Raw genomic sequence first — 16795 nt, forward strand, 5'->3', positions numbered from 1 at the left:
TCAGGTTCGGGGTGGAGGTGAGCGGTGTTTCGATACAGAGAGATCGTTTATCCGGTCGAGCGTTCGGGCAATGGCAAGGCATCGTCTTCGCCCTCGATCTGCGGGAACTTGCCCGCCGCCCAGTCGGATTTGGCGGCCTCGATCCGGTCCTTGCTGCTGGAAACAAAGTTCCACCAGATGTGACGTTTGCCAAGCGGCAAACCGCCGAGCAGCATCACCCGGCAATCGGTTTTGGCAACGATATCGGGGATTTCCTCTGGCGCGACATAGATCAGAGTCTCCGGCTCGTAACTTTCGCCATCAACCAGGAGCGAGCCGGACACGACATAAATCGCCCCTTCCTGATTTTCGCCGGGCAGCAACAACTGCGCGCCTTCGTCCATGGCAACATCCAGGTAATAGAGCTTGGATTTGACCGGCACCGGCGCGGTTTTACCAAAGGCCTCACCCGCGATCAGGCGCATATGGAGACCGGCATCCTCGATGATGGGCAGGTCATCCTTGGGCACGTGATAAAAGGCGGGATCAGATTCCTCGTCCTTCTCGGGGAGGGCGACCCACAGCTGCAAGCCATGCAGGGCGTGAACGGAATTGCGCACGATCTCGGTTTCGCGTTCGGAATGGGTGATGCCCCGTCCGGCATGCATCCAGTTGAGATCGCCCGGGGTGATTTCAATATTGCTGCCAAGACTGTCGCGATGAAGGATCGCGCCATTAAACAGATAGGTGACGGTGGCAAGGCCGATATGAGGGTGCGGGGGTACATCAACGCCATGGCCGGTTTCGAATTTTACCGGGCCCATGTGATCAAAGAACACAAACGGGCCGACCGCGCGCGCCTCGCGATGGGGCAGGATGCGGCGAACCGTCATATCCCCAAGATTAGCTTCCTTGCCAGTAATGCGGGTCACCATGGGGCGCCTCCGTCTTGGAAAAAGGGATACGGCAGGTTTCCCCGCCGTATCTCTGAAGTCTGGGATCAAAATCTGACGATCCTGTGACCGAAGGCCGAACGCCTTACGGGCAGGGATAGGTATAGATTTTGTGGATGTTTTCGATTTCCTCGAGAACATTGTCGGGCAGCGTGATGTGGGCCGAGCCGATATTGGATTTAAGCTGTTCCATGCTGGTCGCGCCAATGATGTTCGAGGTCAGGAACGGGCGCGAATTGACATAGGCCAGCGCCATCTGGGCCGGATCAAGACCGTTATCCTTGGCGAGTTTCACATAAGCCTCGGTCGATTTGATGCCGTTTTCCTTAAGGTAACGACCGAAATATTCCGGCCATTTGGAAACACGTGCGCCATCCGGACGCGCCCCACCGAGATACTTACCCGAAAGCGCCCCGCCACCAAGCGGCGAATAGGCCAGAAGACCGGCATCTTCACGGATCGAGCATTCGGCCAGACCGACTTCATACTGACGGGTCAGAAGGCTGTAGGGGTTCTGAACCGAAACAACGCGCGGCCAGCCATTCTTTTCGGCCAGCTCAAGGAACTTCATCAGGCCCCACGGGCTTTCATTCGACAAACCGATATGGCGGACCTTGCCGGCCTTGACCAGTTCATCAAGGGCCTCAAGGGTTTCCTCGATCGGGGTGAATTCCTCTTCCGGATCGTGGGTGTAGCCCAGTTTGGAGAAGAAATTGGAATTCCGATCTGGCCAGTGCAGCTGATAAAGATCGACATAATCGGTTTTCAGACGGTTGAGCGAACCATCAATCGCCTCATGAATTTGGCCGCGGGTCAGACGCGGCCCACCGCGCACATACGGGAAGCGATCCGCCGGACCGACAACCTTGGTGGCAATCACCAGATCATCGCGACGTCCGCGTTTTTCAAGCCAGTTACCGATGATGGTTTCGGTGGCGGTAAAGGTCTCTTCCATCGCCGGGACCGGATACATTTCGGCGGTGTCGATGAAATTGACTTCGTTGGCCGTGGCGTAATCAAGCTGTTCGAATGCTTCTTCCTGTGTGTTCTGCTGGCCCCAGGTCATGGTGCCAAGGCAGATCACGCTGACATCAATGTCAGTACGCCCCAATCGACGATATTCCATATGAAATTCCCCTGTTTTGCACCGCGCGACCGACTGGATCGGCGCGGCACATGATTTTGCAATGGTATGAATATATCCGCTTGATCGCGCGATGAAACCGCCTCGGGGGAAATTTCTTGTGATCGGGGACGGAGCGACCAGGCCGCGAACCTAGATAAACAAGGTCAGAACGCCGGTATAGCCATAGAAACGGTCATTGCAGATTTCGCCATTGCCGTAAAAACCGGTCAGCGGCAAATCGCCGAGCTCATCGCGGATGATCATCATTTCGCGGCTTTCGGTGCCAAACAGATGCGGGCCACGGGCGACACAGCTGCAATAAAGCGCGCCGCGCGGTTTGCCCGGCAGGCGTTTTTGCAAGTCAGCCAGCATGCGACGCAGATCCTGTTCGGCTGCGGCCCCATCGCGGCGGACAAAACGGATGGCATCACCCGCCTGCACATCGCCACTGATCGCGATCATGTTGTTTTGCGGATCAATGCCCATCAGATTGCGCACGACAAAATCACCGGTATCCGATCCCGGCACCATCAGGGCGGCGTGATAACGCCCCGATGCCATGGATTGTTCACCGCCATCAGAATCAAGTTCTTCCTTGAGCACCTCAAGCGCCGGGCGATCATCAAGGGTGGAGACAATGCCTTCGCGGCCCTCGGTCACGCGATGGACCGGGCCGACCGGGGTGCAGGCCTGACTGATGCCGACCTGAACACTGGTCTTGCCATCAAACAGAACACCCGAAAGACCACCATCCACCACCCGATCGGCAATCTGCGGCGCGCCGCGTTCGCCCGAGGCAATACCACCCACAAGATAGGTCGAGCCCAATCGCGCCAGTTCGGCCAATTGACCAAGACTGTCGGGTGCACCGGGATCGCCGTGCACCAGACCAAAGATCGGCTGCAGGCGGTCAATCGCGCTTTGCAGATCGGGCGCATCAAGGTCGGCTTCGGATTTAAGCGGTTCGAAGATATGGAATTCGTCGCGGCCAAAGGGAGCCACCATGACAGAGGCCGCCGGAACCCCGAAATAGGCCCGGCCTGATCCGCAGACGCCAACACCGGATGTTCCGATCCAGTGTTCGATCGACAGGCGGGAGCGCAGAAATGTAAGGATACTGCCGAGATCCTCAGCCAGCGGTTCGGAGACATAGAGAAAAGCCAGCGCCTGTTTGGGCAGCGGTTCCTTTTCGAGAAGTTCTGCAAGCTCGGATGCGACCGAGGCCCAGTTTTCACCGCTGGCATGTGCCGCCCGAAATTCCGCCGTCATGCTGTCTCCCGTTACTGACTGGTTTGGGGGTCCGGGTCTTGTGCCCGGTCGCGAACCAGAAATCCACTTTCCTACATCTAAGCATCGCGCCAACCCTTCCACAAGGGTCCGCAACGCGGTTTGTCACCACGTGCGACGCCGGCCATCAGGCGACATGCTTGCGCAAAATCTCCATGGCGGCATTTAGCTGCGTCATGCGCTGGTGAGAGCCATAATTACTGTCAGGGTGATGGATGGACGCCAAAACGCGGTATTTGGCGCGGATCGCGCGCAGGTCCGGGCGGGCACTGGGCGGAAAGCCCATGACGTGAAGCGCTTCGTTAAAGGTGGTGACACCGCGATCAAGCGGATCAAAGGCCAGGTTATCAACGATCTGGCGCAGACGTTCGAGTTCTTCGCGCGATTGCAAAAGTTCGACAGGTGGCTCTGCCTGACGTTTCTTGAGCGCACGCGCTTCTTCAAGGGCGGCGCGTTCGGCGGCAAGAACATCGGATTTCTCAACGCGCATATTCACATCGCCAGCATCAAAATCGATGGCCATTTGCAGGGCCTTGCGCACCGTAGTCACCGAAAAGCCCGGCGGCAGGCGCAATTGCAGGCGGGGTTTGCGCCGCCATGGGCGCCCTTCGGCCGGGCCGGATTTCAAAACGATGGTTTCGCGATCACCCTTGGGCGGATCGCCCGGGTCCTGATATTCCTCAATCGCCTTTTCCGGGACGATCAGCATGACCGAACGCGCCAGATCGGCAGCATTCACCCCGCGGCGTTCTGCCAGTTGCAGCACCGCATCACGAAAGATCGAGGAACAGGGAATGGTGTAGGACTGCTTGACGGTGGGAGAAGACGACACAGAACAATCCCTTTAAGGCATTGAAGTATTTGACTTAAACAGACGAAACCGAACGTTGAAGACGCAGAGAGCCCATACCGTTCAGCTTGATATTTGAGAAGTGTATCGACGGATTCCGGCCCCTGCAACTGCATTTGCAGTCAAAATTGAATCGCTTCCGATTCATTCACAGGCCAATTGGCGACTCGTTGGGAATCAATGGAGTCCCCTATCCTCATTCAACGTATTGATATTGCTCGCGATTTACTTGGTGCCGTGTGTTTCCCACCTTCAATACGCCTATTTTGCCCACGCTGGAGTTATCCACAGGCCATAACAGCCACAGATGGGCTCAAATTCACCATAACATATAGAATTAAAATGATTTTCCCCACATCTGGCTCAAACCAACGCGGCGCTTGCCAGCGCAGCGAAAACCATCAAAACCCGGATTTATGGCCTGCGCCCCACCGATGAATTTTTCAGAAAACAACATATGCAGTTAACGCAAAGGCAGTTCGAAACATAACCGAAAGTAAATGAGGTGTTAATTTTACACCAAACCCCCTGTTTTGGTCCCCAAATGGGGATTTTCAGGCGAGATTCATGGCGTGGACACCACCTGATAAATCCGATTAAACTATTGATATTATTAATTTATGTGACCACACATCCGAGGACCTGAACCGCTTGGCGACTCAATGACGCAATCGTTTCGGGTTGTTGACGGTTTCTGTCTACATATGTAGTTTTTCGGGACTTCAAAGCGGCAAAATTGCGCTGAATTTCGAATTTGCGAAATTTTATAACCTGCCGGAAGCCGCATAAACCCTTGGAAATCCGACGGTTTTACGAACTGCCCTGAAACACAGCGCAAGAAATGGTTCGCACCGACATTTGCCATCCAGATGGTAACGACCTGATACCGCGCAACAGGGATGTCTTAACAGACTGAGGGTTTGCTAAGCTTGCGGTCCGCCGATTTTGGCCTGAACGCCGCAAACGCAGGGTTTTCGCGGGTTAGCTGGCATCGGTGTCCTGCAGCAAGTCAATCACATCGGGCAGGATCCGCTTGACGATGACGTCGACACCGTCGGCATTGGGATGCATGCCGTCATCCTGGTTAAGGTCGGGCTCTGCGGCAACGCCTTCAAGGAAAAACGGATAGAGATCAACCTGATAGCGGCTGGCGAGGTCGGGATAGATGCTGTTGAATTCATCACCATAGGCCGCCCCCATATTGGGCGGGGCCATCATACCCGCCAGCAAAACATCGACATCCATGCCACGCAGTTTTTCAAGGATTTCTGCAAGGTTTTCGCGGGTCTGGGACGGCTCCATACCGCGCAGCGCGTCATTGGCGCCAAGTTCAAGCAGAACGGCATCAGGCTTTTCAACCAATGCCCAGTCAAGGCGGGCAAGCCCTGCGGCCGTTGTATCGCCCGAAACCGAACTGTTCACGACGTCCACGTCATGACCGGCTTCCTTCAGGGCGGTCTGAAGCTTGGGCGCGAAGCCGTTATCATGGGCAAGGCCGTAACCCGCCATCAGGCTATCGCCAAATAAAACAAGGGTTTTTGGCGTTTGATCGGCATCCTGCGCACGGCTTTCAGTGGCAAAACCGCCCACCCCAAGCGATGCAACGGCAAGGGTCGCAAGCGCCAAGCGCACGGATTTGCGTACCCGTGATGCCAGCTTGTGCGTGAACTTGATTACAGTGCGACCTTGCCCAAACGCCAAATTCATTACAAATCTCACCTTGATATGCTGCGATCTTGCGAGAACGGTTTGCAACCGTTTACCCTTATAGAACGTAGACAGAAGTCATTCAGATCAAAAGAAGTCTGAACCAGAAACGTCCTGATCCGTAAGCTTATGTAACCTGCTTTGTTGATCTTGCAACGGACAACCCGATAGGACCTGAAATGAGTGTGACCGAAACCACCACGATACCGGAACAAAATATCGCGGCATCTGGTGAAGCGCCAAAACAGACAATTGATGTGCAAAACCTGAAGCTGCGGCTGCAGGGTCCGGCCGGGATTGTCGAGATCCTTAAAGGGGTCGATCTTTCGATTGGCGCAGGCGAGCGCGTCTCACTTGTCGGTCCGTCGGGCTCGGGCAAGACATCGCTTTTGATGGTTATTGCCGGACTGGAACAAGCTCAGGAAGGTGTGGTGAAAGTCTGCGGCGAGGATTTGCGCGCCCTTGATGAAGACGGGCTGGCGCTGTATCGCCGCCATCATGTCGGCATCGTGTTTCAGGACTTCCATCTGATCCCGACCATGAGCGCATTGGAAAACGTTGCGCTTCCGATGGAATTCGCCGGACGCAAGGATGCCTTTGAAAAGGCGCGTGCGGAACTTGAACATGTCGGGCTCGGCCATCGTACCGATCACTATCCCGGACAGCTGTCAGGCGGGGAGCAGCAGCGCGTGGCACTTGCCCGTGCGCTTGCCACCGATCCGGAGCTTTTGCTGGCCGATGAGCCGACCGGCAACCTTGATGGCACGACCGGTGAAACGATTATTGAATTGCTGTTTGATCTGACCAAACGGCGCGGGTCGACCTTGCTTTTGATTACCCATGATCCGGGGCTTGCCGAGCGGTGCGACCGCACAGTGATGCTACGGGACGGCGAAATCGTTTCGCATCTGGAATCGCAATCATGAGCACAGCTTCTTCCCCCTCAGAAGGTGCTAACCGCCTTTGGTCCATTGCCTCGCGGGTCTGCCGGCGCGAATTGCGCGGCGGGCTGTCGGGTTTTCGTATTTTTCTGGCCTGCCTTGCGCTTGGCGTCGGCTCAATCGCGGCGGTCGGAAACGTTTCGGAATCCGTTCTATCGGCGCTCGAGCGTGACGGGCGCAAGCTTTTGGGCGGTGACGTTGAACTGCGCCTGACCCATCAGGAAGCCACCGGCGATCAGATCGAATGGCTGACCGCCAACACCGAACGGGTTGCCGAACTGGCGACCATGCGCACCACCGCCTATGGCCCGGACCAGCGCCGACTGGTGGAGCTCAAGGCGGTTGATGACGCCTATCCGCTGTTTGGCGAGATGGAGCTTGTTGATGGTGTGCCCTTTGACGGGATCCTTGATCAGAAGGATGGCGTCTGGGGGGCCGTGACCGAGGCCGGCTTGCTAGAACGGCTTCGGATCAATGTCGGTGATACGGTTGCCCTTGGTGATATCGATGTTCAGATCCGTGGCGTGATTGCGACGGAGCCCGATAAGGCGGTTGGCTTTTTCAACTTTGGCCCGCGCCTGATGGTGTCGATGGACGGGTTGATGGAGACCGGGCTGGTCCAGCCGGGCAGCCTGATCCGCTATTATTACGCTTTGGATATCAATGATAATGAAACCCCGACCGCCTTTCGCGAACGGCTTGAAGAGCGGTTCGAAGAGGCGGGCTGGCGTATTCGCGATACGGCCAATGCCAACCCGGGTCTGAAACGCTTTATCGAACGGCTGACCCTGTTCCTGACCCTTGTCGGTCTTTCGGCGCTGCTGGTTGGCGGTATTGGAGTGGCCAATGCGGTGCGCAGCCATATCGAAAGCAAAACATCCGTCATTGCCACGCTGAAATCCATCGGCGCATCGCATGCGCTGGTGCTTCGGATTTACTTCCTGCAGATCCTTGTGCTGGCCCTGATCGGGATTGGTATCGGGCTTCTGATCGGTGCAGTGACACCGGCTTTGATTGCGCCGCTCCTGTCCGGGCGGCTGCCGATTGATGTGACATTGGGGCCGGCATTGCCGTCGCTGATCATTGCGACCAGCTTTGGCGTTTTGACCACTTTGGTCTTTGCCCTGCCGTCCTTGTTAAGGGCACGTGAGATCCCGGCAGCACGATTGTTCCGGGCCAGTGCAGGACTGTTCAGCGGCAGTCCGGTGCGCAAGCGTGACCTGCCCTATATCGGCGTGCCGCTGGTTCTGTTGCTGATCCTTACCGTCCTGACCGCGACCGACAAGGCGATTGCCCTTGGCTTTATTGGCGGGTCGGCGGCGGCCGTGGTGATTTTCACCTATGCCGGGCAAAGTATCGTATCCCTTTCGAAACGGTTGATCACAGGACGCAGTGCCTTTTCCAGACTGGCACTGGCCAACCTGCACCGTCCGGGGGCGAGCACCGTGCCGGTTGCTCTGTCGCTTGGATTGGGGCTGACGTTACTCGTGACGATTTCGGGGATCGAGGGCAACCTCGATAACGAGATCAACGAGAACCTGCCGGATTCTGCCCCGGCCTTCTTCTTCCTTGATATTCGCCCGGATCAGATCGATCAGTTCCGGGGTCAGCTTCTGGCGCAAAACAACGTTTCGGATATCGAACAAACACCGATGCTGCGGGGTCGGGTGACGGCGGTCGATGGCGTTGATTCCAACGATGTCGGACCGGGCGATGATCGCTGGTTCCTGCGCGGTGACCGCGGGTTGACCTTTGCGGCCAGCCCACCGCCCGAAACCAAACTGGTGCGGGGCGAATGGTGGCCGGCTGATTACAATGATGCCGCCAAGCCGCTGGTCTCGATCAGTGCGGATATCGGCAATGCCTTTGACCTTGAGCCGGGCGATACCCTGACCATCAATGTGCTGGGCCGCGACATCACAGCCGAAATCGCCAACTGGCGCGAGATCGAATGGCAGAGCCTTCGCATGAACTTCGCCATGGTGTTTTCACCCGGCCTGATCGACAAAGCGCCCTATAGCCTGATCGCGACTGCCCATATGCCGCGCGAAATGGAGGAACCGGTTGATCGCATGATCGGCATGGACTTCCCGAACGTGTCGGCCATCCGGGTGCGTGAGGCACTTGAAGCCGCCAATGCCATTCTGGCCGGGATCGGTACGGCGCTTAATGCGACCAGCATGATTGCGATTGTCGCCGGCGTGCTGGTGCTGGGCGGGGCGGTTGCGGCCGGGCGCCGCAAACGCATCTATGACGCCGTGGTGCTCAAGACATTGGGCGCGACACGATCCAACATTCTGTATGCCTATGCGCTGGAATACGGAATCCTTGGCCTTGCGACCGGCGTGATCGCGGCCTTTGTCGGATCGGTGGCCGCCTGGTCGGTGCTGGTTTTGATCATGGAGGCCAACTGGGTGCTGTTGCCAATGACCATCATCGGACCAATTGCGATCGGCCTGTTTGCCACACTGGCCGCGGGCTTCGTCGGCACCTGGCAGGCACTGCGCAGTCCGGCAGCGCCGATGCTGCGCAACGAATAAGCCAACCGGCACAAACGAGCTTAAACAAACAAGGCCGGATCCAGAGGGGCCCGGCCTTGTTTTTTGCAAAAACCGTTTTGATATCGATTTGAAATCACGGCTTGAGGGTCAGGCGATGTCGCGCAAGGCACGCCGCACGACCTTGCCGGTCGTTGTCATCGGCAATTGATCGAGGAAGGCGATCTCGCGCGGGTATTCGTGCGCGGCCAACCGGGTTTTAACGAAGTCCTTGATTTCGTTTTCAAGCTCCGGGTTTTGGACAAAGCCATCAGCCAGCACGACAAAGGCCTTTACGATCTGGCCACGCTGATCATCGGGTTTACCGATGACACCGGCCATGCGGATGGCGGGATGGGCAATCAGGCAATCTTCGATCTCGCCCGGACCGATGCGATAACCGGCCGAGCTGATGACATCATCATCACGCCCGACAAAGCGGATATAGCCATCAGAATCGACACAGCCCATATCGCCGGTCAGAAGCCATTCGCCGACAAACTTGTCACGGGTGGCTTCGGGATTGCGCCAATATTCAAGGAACATCACCGGATCGGGCGCACGCACGGCAATGCGGCCCATTTCGCCGGGTTCCAGAACCTTGCCCCCCAGATCAATCACCGCAACATCATGCCCCGGCACCGGACGGCCCATAACACCGGGTTTTGAGTCCATGATCGACTGACAGGAACTGACCACCATGTTGCATTCGGTCTGGCCATAAAACTCGTTGATGGTGACGCCAAACACCCGACGCCCCCAATCAAGAAGTTCGGACCCCAATGTTTCTCCACCGCTTGCGATCGAGCGCAGTGTGAAATTGAACCTTTGCGCCATTTCATCACCAGCAGCGCGCATCATCTTAAGGGCCGTTGGCGGCAGGAAGGTATTGCGCACGCCATATTCCGCCATCAGGCGAAAGGCATCTTCGGGCGTGAATTTTTCAAACCGGTGCGCCACGACCGGCACGCCATGATGCCAGGCGGGCAGCAGAACATCCAAAAGCCCGCCAATCCACGCCCAGTCGGCCGGGGTCCACATGACATCGCCGTCTTCGGGGAAGAAATCATGTGACATCTCGACACCGGGCAAATGTCCCAGCAATACCCGATGGGCATGCAGCGCCCCTTTCGGCTGCCCGGTGGTGCCCGATGTGTAAATGATCAGGGCCGGTTCATCGGCCCGGGTGTTGACCGGTTCGAATTCGTCACTGGCTTCTGATGACAGGGCCTTAAAATCAAAACAATGATCCGGCGCGCCATCGATGACATAGACATATTCAAGGGCAGGCAACAGATCGCGGATTTCAGCGATTTTGGCCGCGCCCTCCTTGTCGGTCACCAAAGCCTTGGCCGCACAGTTGCCCAGACGGTATTCCAGCGCATCCACCCCAAACAGGGTAAAGAGCGGCACGGCAATACCACCCATTTTATAGGTCGCGACATGGGCAATTGCCGTTTCCGGGCTTTGCGGCAACAAGATCCCCACCCGGTCGCCGCGCCGTATGCCATGACGGCGCATGACATTGGCAAAGCGGTTCGACAAGCGCTTGATCTGTGAAAAGGTGTAGTCACGGCGCGTGCCATCGCGTCTGCGATGCATCAATGCCAGACGATCCGGATCGTCTGCCCATTTGTCGCAAACATCGACGCCAATATTAAAGTGGGTTGGCACGTTCCATGAGAATTGCGAACGCACCGAAGCATAGTCAGAACGACTGCCCAACATATTTCCTCCCTGAATTCGCCGCTGTTCTTTGTTTTTGGGTGCGGCAAATGTTGCGAAGCATGCTAGTGGCAATCGGGGGAAATTGGAAGGTCTCTCTGTTCGGGGTTTGTCAGTTGCCCGGATCAAGCAGGAAGGTGAAGTTCGATATCTGCCCGGCATCGCTGGTAGCCCGTGCGTGACAGCCAAGACAGGTGGCATCCGCCTGATCCTGCATGAAGCTTTCAAGCGTGCTGTTGGTCAGAAAACGTGGCACCTCGCCAACGCCAAACGGTGCGCCGCCCGGATTGCCGATCCATTGGGTGCCGAGCAGCATGTAGTTTGCCCAAACCGTGCCAGACAGCTTGTTCTGCCAGACAAAGTTGCTTTCGGCCGTGCCGGAAAACAGGCGCCAGCAGCGGACGATATCGGGTGATGTCGGCCTGTCGCCCGATGTCAGACGAGCAAAGGGCGCATGATCGGCCCATTTCAGTATCTCGGAGATCGGCTGATTGGCCGGGCTGCCACTGGCCGTCTTTCCGCCATAGAAAGCGTAGGCCTGATCGACAGAACCTGGCGCAAGACAACCGTCTTCAAACGGCTCCTTGGTGATGATGCTGTTTGGGCGCCGCGCATTGGCGGCCAACGGGACATTGTCGACATGCTCGAAACTCGACCAGATCCAGCGATCCCCGTTGCCACTGGCCACCCGTTGCACCAGATGCATGCCAACGAGCCCGACCATGACATCAAGACATTTGGCCTGCCCATCAAGCGTCTGATCCCCGCCAAGCGAAATCCGTGCGGTACGGGTGAGATAGCGATCGTTCTGCAACGCTTCATCGTTGGGCAGAATGCGCCATGCGAATTTCAGTAGTTGCGCGCCCATCTGACCGGGCGCTGCCGCGGGAATGGCCGGCTCATTGCTGGAGGCAGCTTTGACTGATGCCAACTTCACCGCATCGGCCATTTCGGGGTCCGGATCGCCGGTCGGGAAGTCGATGGCCTGCCCGGATTTGGCGAAGGCCGCCCGACCGGAACGGGTTTGCAGGGCCTTGGCGGTGATATAATCGGCCGCAACCGGATTGATGCGGGTTTCAAACAAAACAAAATTGCCCGCCTGATCAATCAGGACATCACCCGTCGATTGCAGATAGCTTGCCAGCAACAAATGCCCATCGGGCAAATCATCCGCGCAGGCCGGATTGGGATAGGTGATCTCGGCAAACAGATCGCGCCGTGTCGGGAAGCTTTCCCAATGGGCTTTCTGATCCGCCTGATCAAGCGGGCTCATCAGCGCCGTGAAAGCCTGCCAGGAAAAACGATCAAACGGGCGCTGCGCGTGATAGGCGAGAAATCGGTAGACAAAACTGGCATCAAATTCCGGCACATCGACCGGGGCAATGGCGCATGGTGCATCACCGCTGCCATCGGCACAGAATTCCGATGCGTTATAGCTATTGGTAAAGACCGGAATATCACCATCGCCGGGGGTACGTTGAAGGTTGGCATTTTGCGCCTGCCCGTTTGCTGCGGTTGCACACACAAACCCCGCAATCAGGGCGCCCGAGACCAGTACGCGCACGAAAGCGCGGACCGGGTTTGGTGGCGATATATGGCGTTTGATCGGGCTTAACATTTGGCCGGGTCTGTACGCGTTGATGGAATGCTTTGCGAGTCCCGCAGCCCTCATTATAGACCGGTTTGAAAAGCCTGTCGTTATCGGGGGATTTCACGATAGCGTCATATCAAGAGTGAACAATTTCACATCTGAGGACAACCCAAGCGCACCCATTCTGGCAAAACGTTGCTTTTCACAAAAATCCTGCCATATTTTGATCATCGCAGAGGTATATCAGTGCCTTCTGCTCATTATTGGATCAAAGAGGGATTTCAATGGCTTTTGAAACGCGTCAACGCGGCTATGACGTCTCGGTTGGCCGGTCGGCGGCCGAGATCGATGAAGGTCTCCGCGCCTATATGCTGCGTGTCTACAACTACATGGCATCTGCACTTGCCCTGACCGGTATCGTGGCAATGGCTGTGTCGACCAGCCCGACCCTGATGCAGGCTATTTTCGGCACTGGACTGCACTGGATTGTCATGCTGGCCCCGATCGGGCTTGTCTTCTTCCTGAGCGCACGCATCCACAAGATGAGCTTTGGTGCCGCACAGGCGACATTCTGGATCTATGCCGGTTTGATGGGTCTGTCCCTGGCATCGATCTTCCTGGTTTATACCGGTGAGTCGATTGCTCGTACGTTCTTCATCACCGCGGGTACCTTTGGTGCGATGAGCCTGTTTGGCTACACCACCAAGAAAGACCTGTCGGGCTGGGGCAGCTTCCTGTTCATGGGTCTGATCGGTATCATCATCGCGATGGTGGTGAACATCTTCCTTGCCAGCACGATGCTGCAGTTCGTCATTTCGGCGGCTGGTGTTCTGATCTTCACGGGCCTTACCGCCTATGACACCCAGAAAATCAAGGAAGAGTATCACGAGCATGATGATGCAACGACCGCAGGCAAAAAAGCCCTGTTCGGTGCGCTGCGTCTGTATCTCGACTTCGTGAACCTGTTCATCATGCTGCTGCACTTCTTCGGTAACCGCGAATAGAAGTAAGCTGGCATATGCAGTCAAAAACCCCCGCAGCACCCGCTGCGGGGGTTTCTTTTTGTCGGAGCAAAAGCGCACTGCAAAAGATCAGGAGGCGTCGGCGGTGTCCTTGTCTGTCTGCGCATCACCATTCCCACTGCCACCGGTCGCATCGATCACGGCGTTACGATGACCAAGCTGGGAAAGGAAGTTTTCCGAACGGGTATAACCGCCTGATGCTGCACGTGCCGCCCCCTTTGCACCGGCTTCGTTGAATGCCTCATAAGCCTGGGAGTAGCTCATCCGCGCGTGGGTGAGCATTTCGACATCCTCGTGCAGGTTGCCGTTGGTCAGATAGACGGTCGCGAGCGCAAACATGATCCGGCCCCAGATATAGGGATGATCACGGCGTGCGCAGACCTTGAGCGCTGCCTGAAAGACCGGGACAACCTGGGTATCGGGAATGGTGACATCCCGAATGGTTGCCGAAGATACAATCGCCTCGGCCAGACCATAGGCAATTGATGCATATAACGGTCCATGCACTCGGGCATTGATCATGCCAAGTGCGCGACGGTAATGACCGGCCCCCTTATCGACAAGCTTGGCGTCTTCCTTGTCCTTGCCGGTGAGCACCATGGCCTCACCCAGTTTGCAGATCGACAGCGCCCGATCGACCGGCGAGCCCATGGAAAGTTCGATCCGGCGTTCCAGCATGCTCCAGATCGCAATCGACAATGCTCCGGACCGCACCATGAGATTGGCCACCAGCGACCAGTTCACAAGCGCCCCATAAAGTGCAAGTGCGGCCGTCGTGCGCGGATTGACCTTGGAAAAATCAGTGACCCGGTCAAGAAGGTCTGACAGTTGGTTTTCCTGCCCGCCCTGATCTGCACCATCAAGTGCTTCGCCCTTAAGCCCGGTGGGAGCTGCGGTACCGATCGCCGATGTTTTGTCGGCGATATCGCTGACCATTTGGCGGATATAGGGTTCCATGACGCGCAGCGCACTGGCGCAATAGGACCGATCCCCGGTTTCGGACAGCACGAACGCGCCAAACCCGTAAGCCAGTGCCACGCCAGCCCCCGCCTGCGAAAAGACATCACCACCCAGAATGCGATCCTGAAGGTCTTCCATAATCGCCGATAACCGGGCGATTTGAAGGGCACGCTGTTCGCCGCCACGGGATTTCAACACCAGTTGTGCTGTCAGAAGGACACGCAGGGCTTCTGACACATCGGCGTGGGCTGGTTGGCGGAAACTGTAGGTCTGGGGCAGCATCAGGTCATAGAGCGACGATGTCAGCGCATCACTGACCATATGCAGATCAAGGTGGCCGTTGCTGGCATCCTGACGACCCCAGAAGACCGTATCGGCATCCTTGCGATGTGCCATATTAAGCACGCCAAGCTGGGCTTCGCGGCTCGCCTGAAACGGGTCGGCGGCATCGGGATTGGGTGAAAAGAACTGATCGACCGTTACTCGGGCACTATCCGGGACGGCCTTCAAGGCAGCGGCCACAAGTTCAGAAACTTCATCGGCAGAGTCTGCCCCGATATGGGCATTGAGCTCGGAGGGGGAAAAACGGGCAATGCCATATCGGCACAACACATCATCTGCCGCCAGATCATCTCCGGCACCATCCCCCATGTCATCGACAGTTTCAGAGCCCGTGATCAAGGATTTGAACACGAGGCCTACGATTGACCAGAAACCAGCCATTATTGTCCTTATCCGTCCCCTGCATTTCGGAACCTCGGTCGCAGGGGGTGCAAGACTTTTGTCAGAACATTTTCGTCCTGTATTTCCGGTTGGTCAATGCCGTGCATTGCCAATTTCATCATACCGAAGAATAGGATAAACGACCCCTAGTTAGGGGACACAACCATCCGAGGAAACAGGGTTTTACCCTGTTTATCATTCCCAGGGCCGTTTGCGCTGACGCGACGAGGTACGTTTGGACGTGGCAGGTTTCGCAGCCTTGCGACCCCAAGGGCCACGGGTAGATGCGGGCTTGGCAGTCCGGGGTGTTTTTGCGGGTTGACGGCCTTGCGCCGGGCTGTGCGCGGAGCTTTGCGAAGCACCCGCCATGGCCTGCAGGCGGGCAATGCGGTTGGCCATATTGGGGTGGGTTGAAAACAGGTTATCACCCCCCTTCCCTGACAGTGGATTGGCAATATACATGTGGGCGGTTGCAGGATTGCGTTCGGCATCCATGTTGGGCACCGCATGTACGCCCTTATCAAGCTTGTTCAATGCAGAGGCCAGCCACATCGGATGACCACAGATTTCCGCCCCGATCTTGTCCGCCTCATATTCGCGGGTGCGCGAGATTGCCATTTGCACGATCATCGCGCCCATCGGGGCCAGAATGGCAATCAGGATCATGCCGATCCCGCCCAGCGGATTGTTATTGTCACTCCGCCCGCCACCAAAAATCCCGGCAAACATTGCAAAGTTGGCAAGCGCTGAAATGGCACCGGCGATGGTCGCTGTGATGGTCATGGTCAGGGTGTCACGGTTTTTAACGTGTGCCAGTTCATGGGCCATGACGCCCGCAATTTCGTTACGATCGAGGAGCTTGAGCAGCCCCGTGGTTGCCGCCACGGCGGCATTTTCCGGGTTGCGACCGGTGGCAAAGGCGTTGGGTTGCGGGTTTTCGATCACATAAACCTTGGGCATCGGCAGATCGGCATTGCGAGCAAGGTCACGCACCATCGCCACCAGTTCGGGTGCGATTTTGTCATCCACCTGCCGTGCACTGCGCATGCGCAGCAACATCGCATCGGAATTCCAATAGGCGAACACGTTCATGGCCGCTGCAAACAGCAGCGCAATAATCATGCCCTGTTGCCCGCCAATCATCATGCCGACCGCACCAAACAACGCGGTCAACCCGGCGAGTAACAAACCTGTACGCACGTAATTCATGCTGAGCCCATCTTTCCAAACACTCTGTTGTCACAGATAGCGGACCGGCTCGTTTTCGCAAGGCGCAAATCCAATCAAGCGGAGATGCTGTTCACAGCACCATCCCTAAGCGGTTCCAAAAGGCTCGGACAGCACCCGCTGGTGCAGGATTTCCGACAATCTGCTAATGCAGCACAGGCTTGAAA

General features: G+C 56.8%; 12 protein-coding genes. 3 read left to right on the forward strand and 9 right to left on the reverse strand.

Features of this window, described 5'->3' with window-relative positions; all coding sequences use genetic code 11:
• Positions 1-47: 47 nt before the first annotated feature.
• The 5 genes from ACXAF0_RS00490 to ACXAF0_RS00510 all read right to left on the reverse strand — a co-directional run bounded on the left by ACXAF0_RS00490 (position 48) and on the right by ACXAF0_RS00510 (position 5902).
• Positions 48-914: a pirin family protein gene (locus ACXAF0_RS00490; protein WP_475342829.1), complete on the reverse strand. Its 867-nt coding sequence runs from the start codon at positions 912-914 to the stop codon at positions 48-50.
• A gap of 103 nt (positions 915-1017) precedes the next feature.
• A complete protein-coding gene (locus ACXAF0_RS00495; protein WP_475342830.1) occupies positions 1018-2058 on the reverse strand; it encodes an NADP(H)-dependent aldo-keto reductase in 1041 nt (346 codons plus the stop codon).
• A 150-nt stretch (positions 2059-2208) separates the two neighbouring features.
• Positions 2209-3327, reverse strand: coding sequence for an FIST signal transduction protein (locus tag ACXAF0_RS00500; RefSeq protein ID WP_475342831.1), 1119 nt, complete (start codon positions 3325-3327; stop codon positions 2209-2211).
• Positions 3328-3472: 145 nt separating this feature from the next.
• Complete coding sequence (locus ACXAF0_RS00505) at positions 3473-4177, reverse strand: J domain-containing protein (protein ID WP_475342832.1); 705 nt, start codon at positions 4175-4177, stop codon at positions 3473-3475.
• Positions 4178-5176: 999 nt separating this feature from the next.
• Complete coding sequence (locus tag ACXAF0_RS00510; RefSeq protein ID WP_475342833.1) at positions 5177-5902, reverse strand: arylesterase; 726 nt, start codon at positions 5900-5902, stop codon at positions 5177-5179.
• A 179-nt stretch (positions 5903-6081) separates the two neighbouring features.
• Here ACXAF0_RS00510 and ACXAF0_RS00515 point away from each other — a divergent pair, with 179 nt between their 5' ends.
• Both ACXAF0_RS00515 and ACXAF0_RS00520 read left to right on the forward strand, forming a co-directional pair.
• Positions 6082-6828 (forward strand): ABC transporter ATP-binding protein, encoded by a 747-nt coding sequence (locus tag ACXAF0_RS00515; protein ID WP_475342834.1) that lies wholly within the window; start codon positions 6082-6084, stop codon positions 6826-6828.
• On the forward strand, positions 6825-9383 hold the full coding sequence (locus tag ACXAF0_RS00520) for an ABC transporter permease (protein ID WP_475342835.1): 2559 nt from the start codon (positions 6825-6827) through the stop codon (positions 9381-9383). The genes ACXAF0_RS00515 and ACXAF0_RS00520 overlap by 4 nt, the downstream gene beginning before the upstream one ends.
• A gap of 108 nt (positions 9384-9491) precedes the next feature.
• Here the strand turns inward: ACXAF0_RS00520 and ACXAF0_RS00525 are convergent, their stop codons facing one another.
• The gene (locus ACXAF0_RS00525) at positions 9492-11108 is read right to left on the reverse strand and encodes an acyl-CoA synthetase (RefSeq protein WP_475342836.1); all 1617 of its coding nucleotides are present in this window, start codon (positions 11106-11108) and stop codon (positions 9492-9494) included.
• Positions 11109-11217: 109 nt separating this feature from the next.
• Entirely contained in the window at positions 11218-12723 is a 1506-nt protein-coding gene (locus tag ACXAF0_RS00530) for a hypothetical protein (protein ID WP_475342837.1), read from the reverse strand.
• Between the two features lie 257 nt (positions 12724-12980).
• On the opposite strand from ACXAF0_RS00530, the gene ACXAF0_RS00535 reads away from it, so the two are divergent.
• Positions 12981-13700 carry a Bax inhibitor-1/YccA family protein gene (locus tag ACXAF0_RS00535; RefSeq protein WP_064787759.1) on the forward strand — a complete coding sequence of 240 codons (720 nt, stop codon included), beginning with the start codon at positions 12981-12983 and terminating at the stop codon, positions 13698-13700.
• 87 nt (positions 13701-13787) lie between these two features.
• Here ACXAF0_RS00535 and ACXAF0_RS00540 read toward each other — a convergent pair whose 3' ends face one another.
• Positions 13788-15401 (reverse strand): hypothetical protein, encoded by a 1614-nt coding sequence (locus tag ACXAF0_RS00540; protein WP_475342838.1) that lies wholly within the window; start codon positions 15399-15401, stop codon positions 13788-13790.
• A 195-nt stretch (positions 15402-15596) separates the two neighbouring features.
• Positions 15597-16610: a zinc metalloprotease HtpX gene (htpX, locus tag ACXAF0_RS00545; protein ID WP_475342839.1), complete on the reverse strand. Its 1014-nt coding sequence runs from the start codon at positions 16608-16610 to the stop codon at positions 15597-15599.
• Positions 16611-16795: the final 185 nt, after the last annotated feature.

The organism is Thalassospira sp. ABD4_177 (assembly GCF_056160125.1).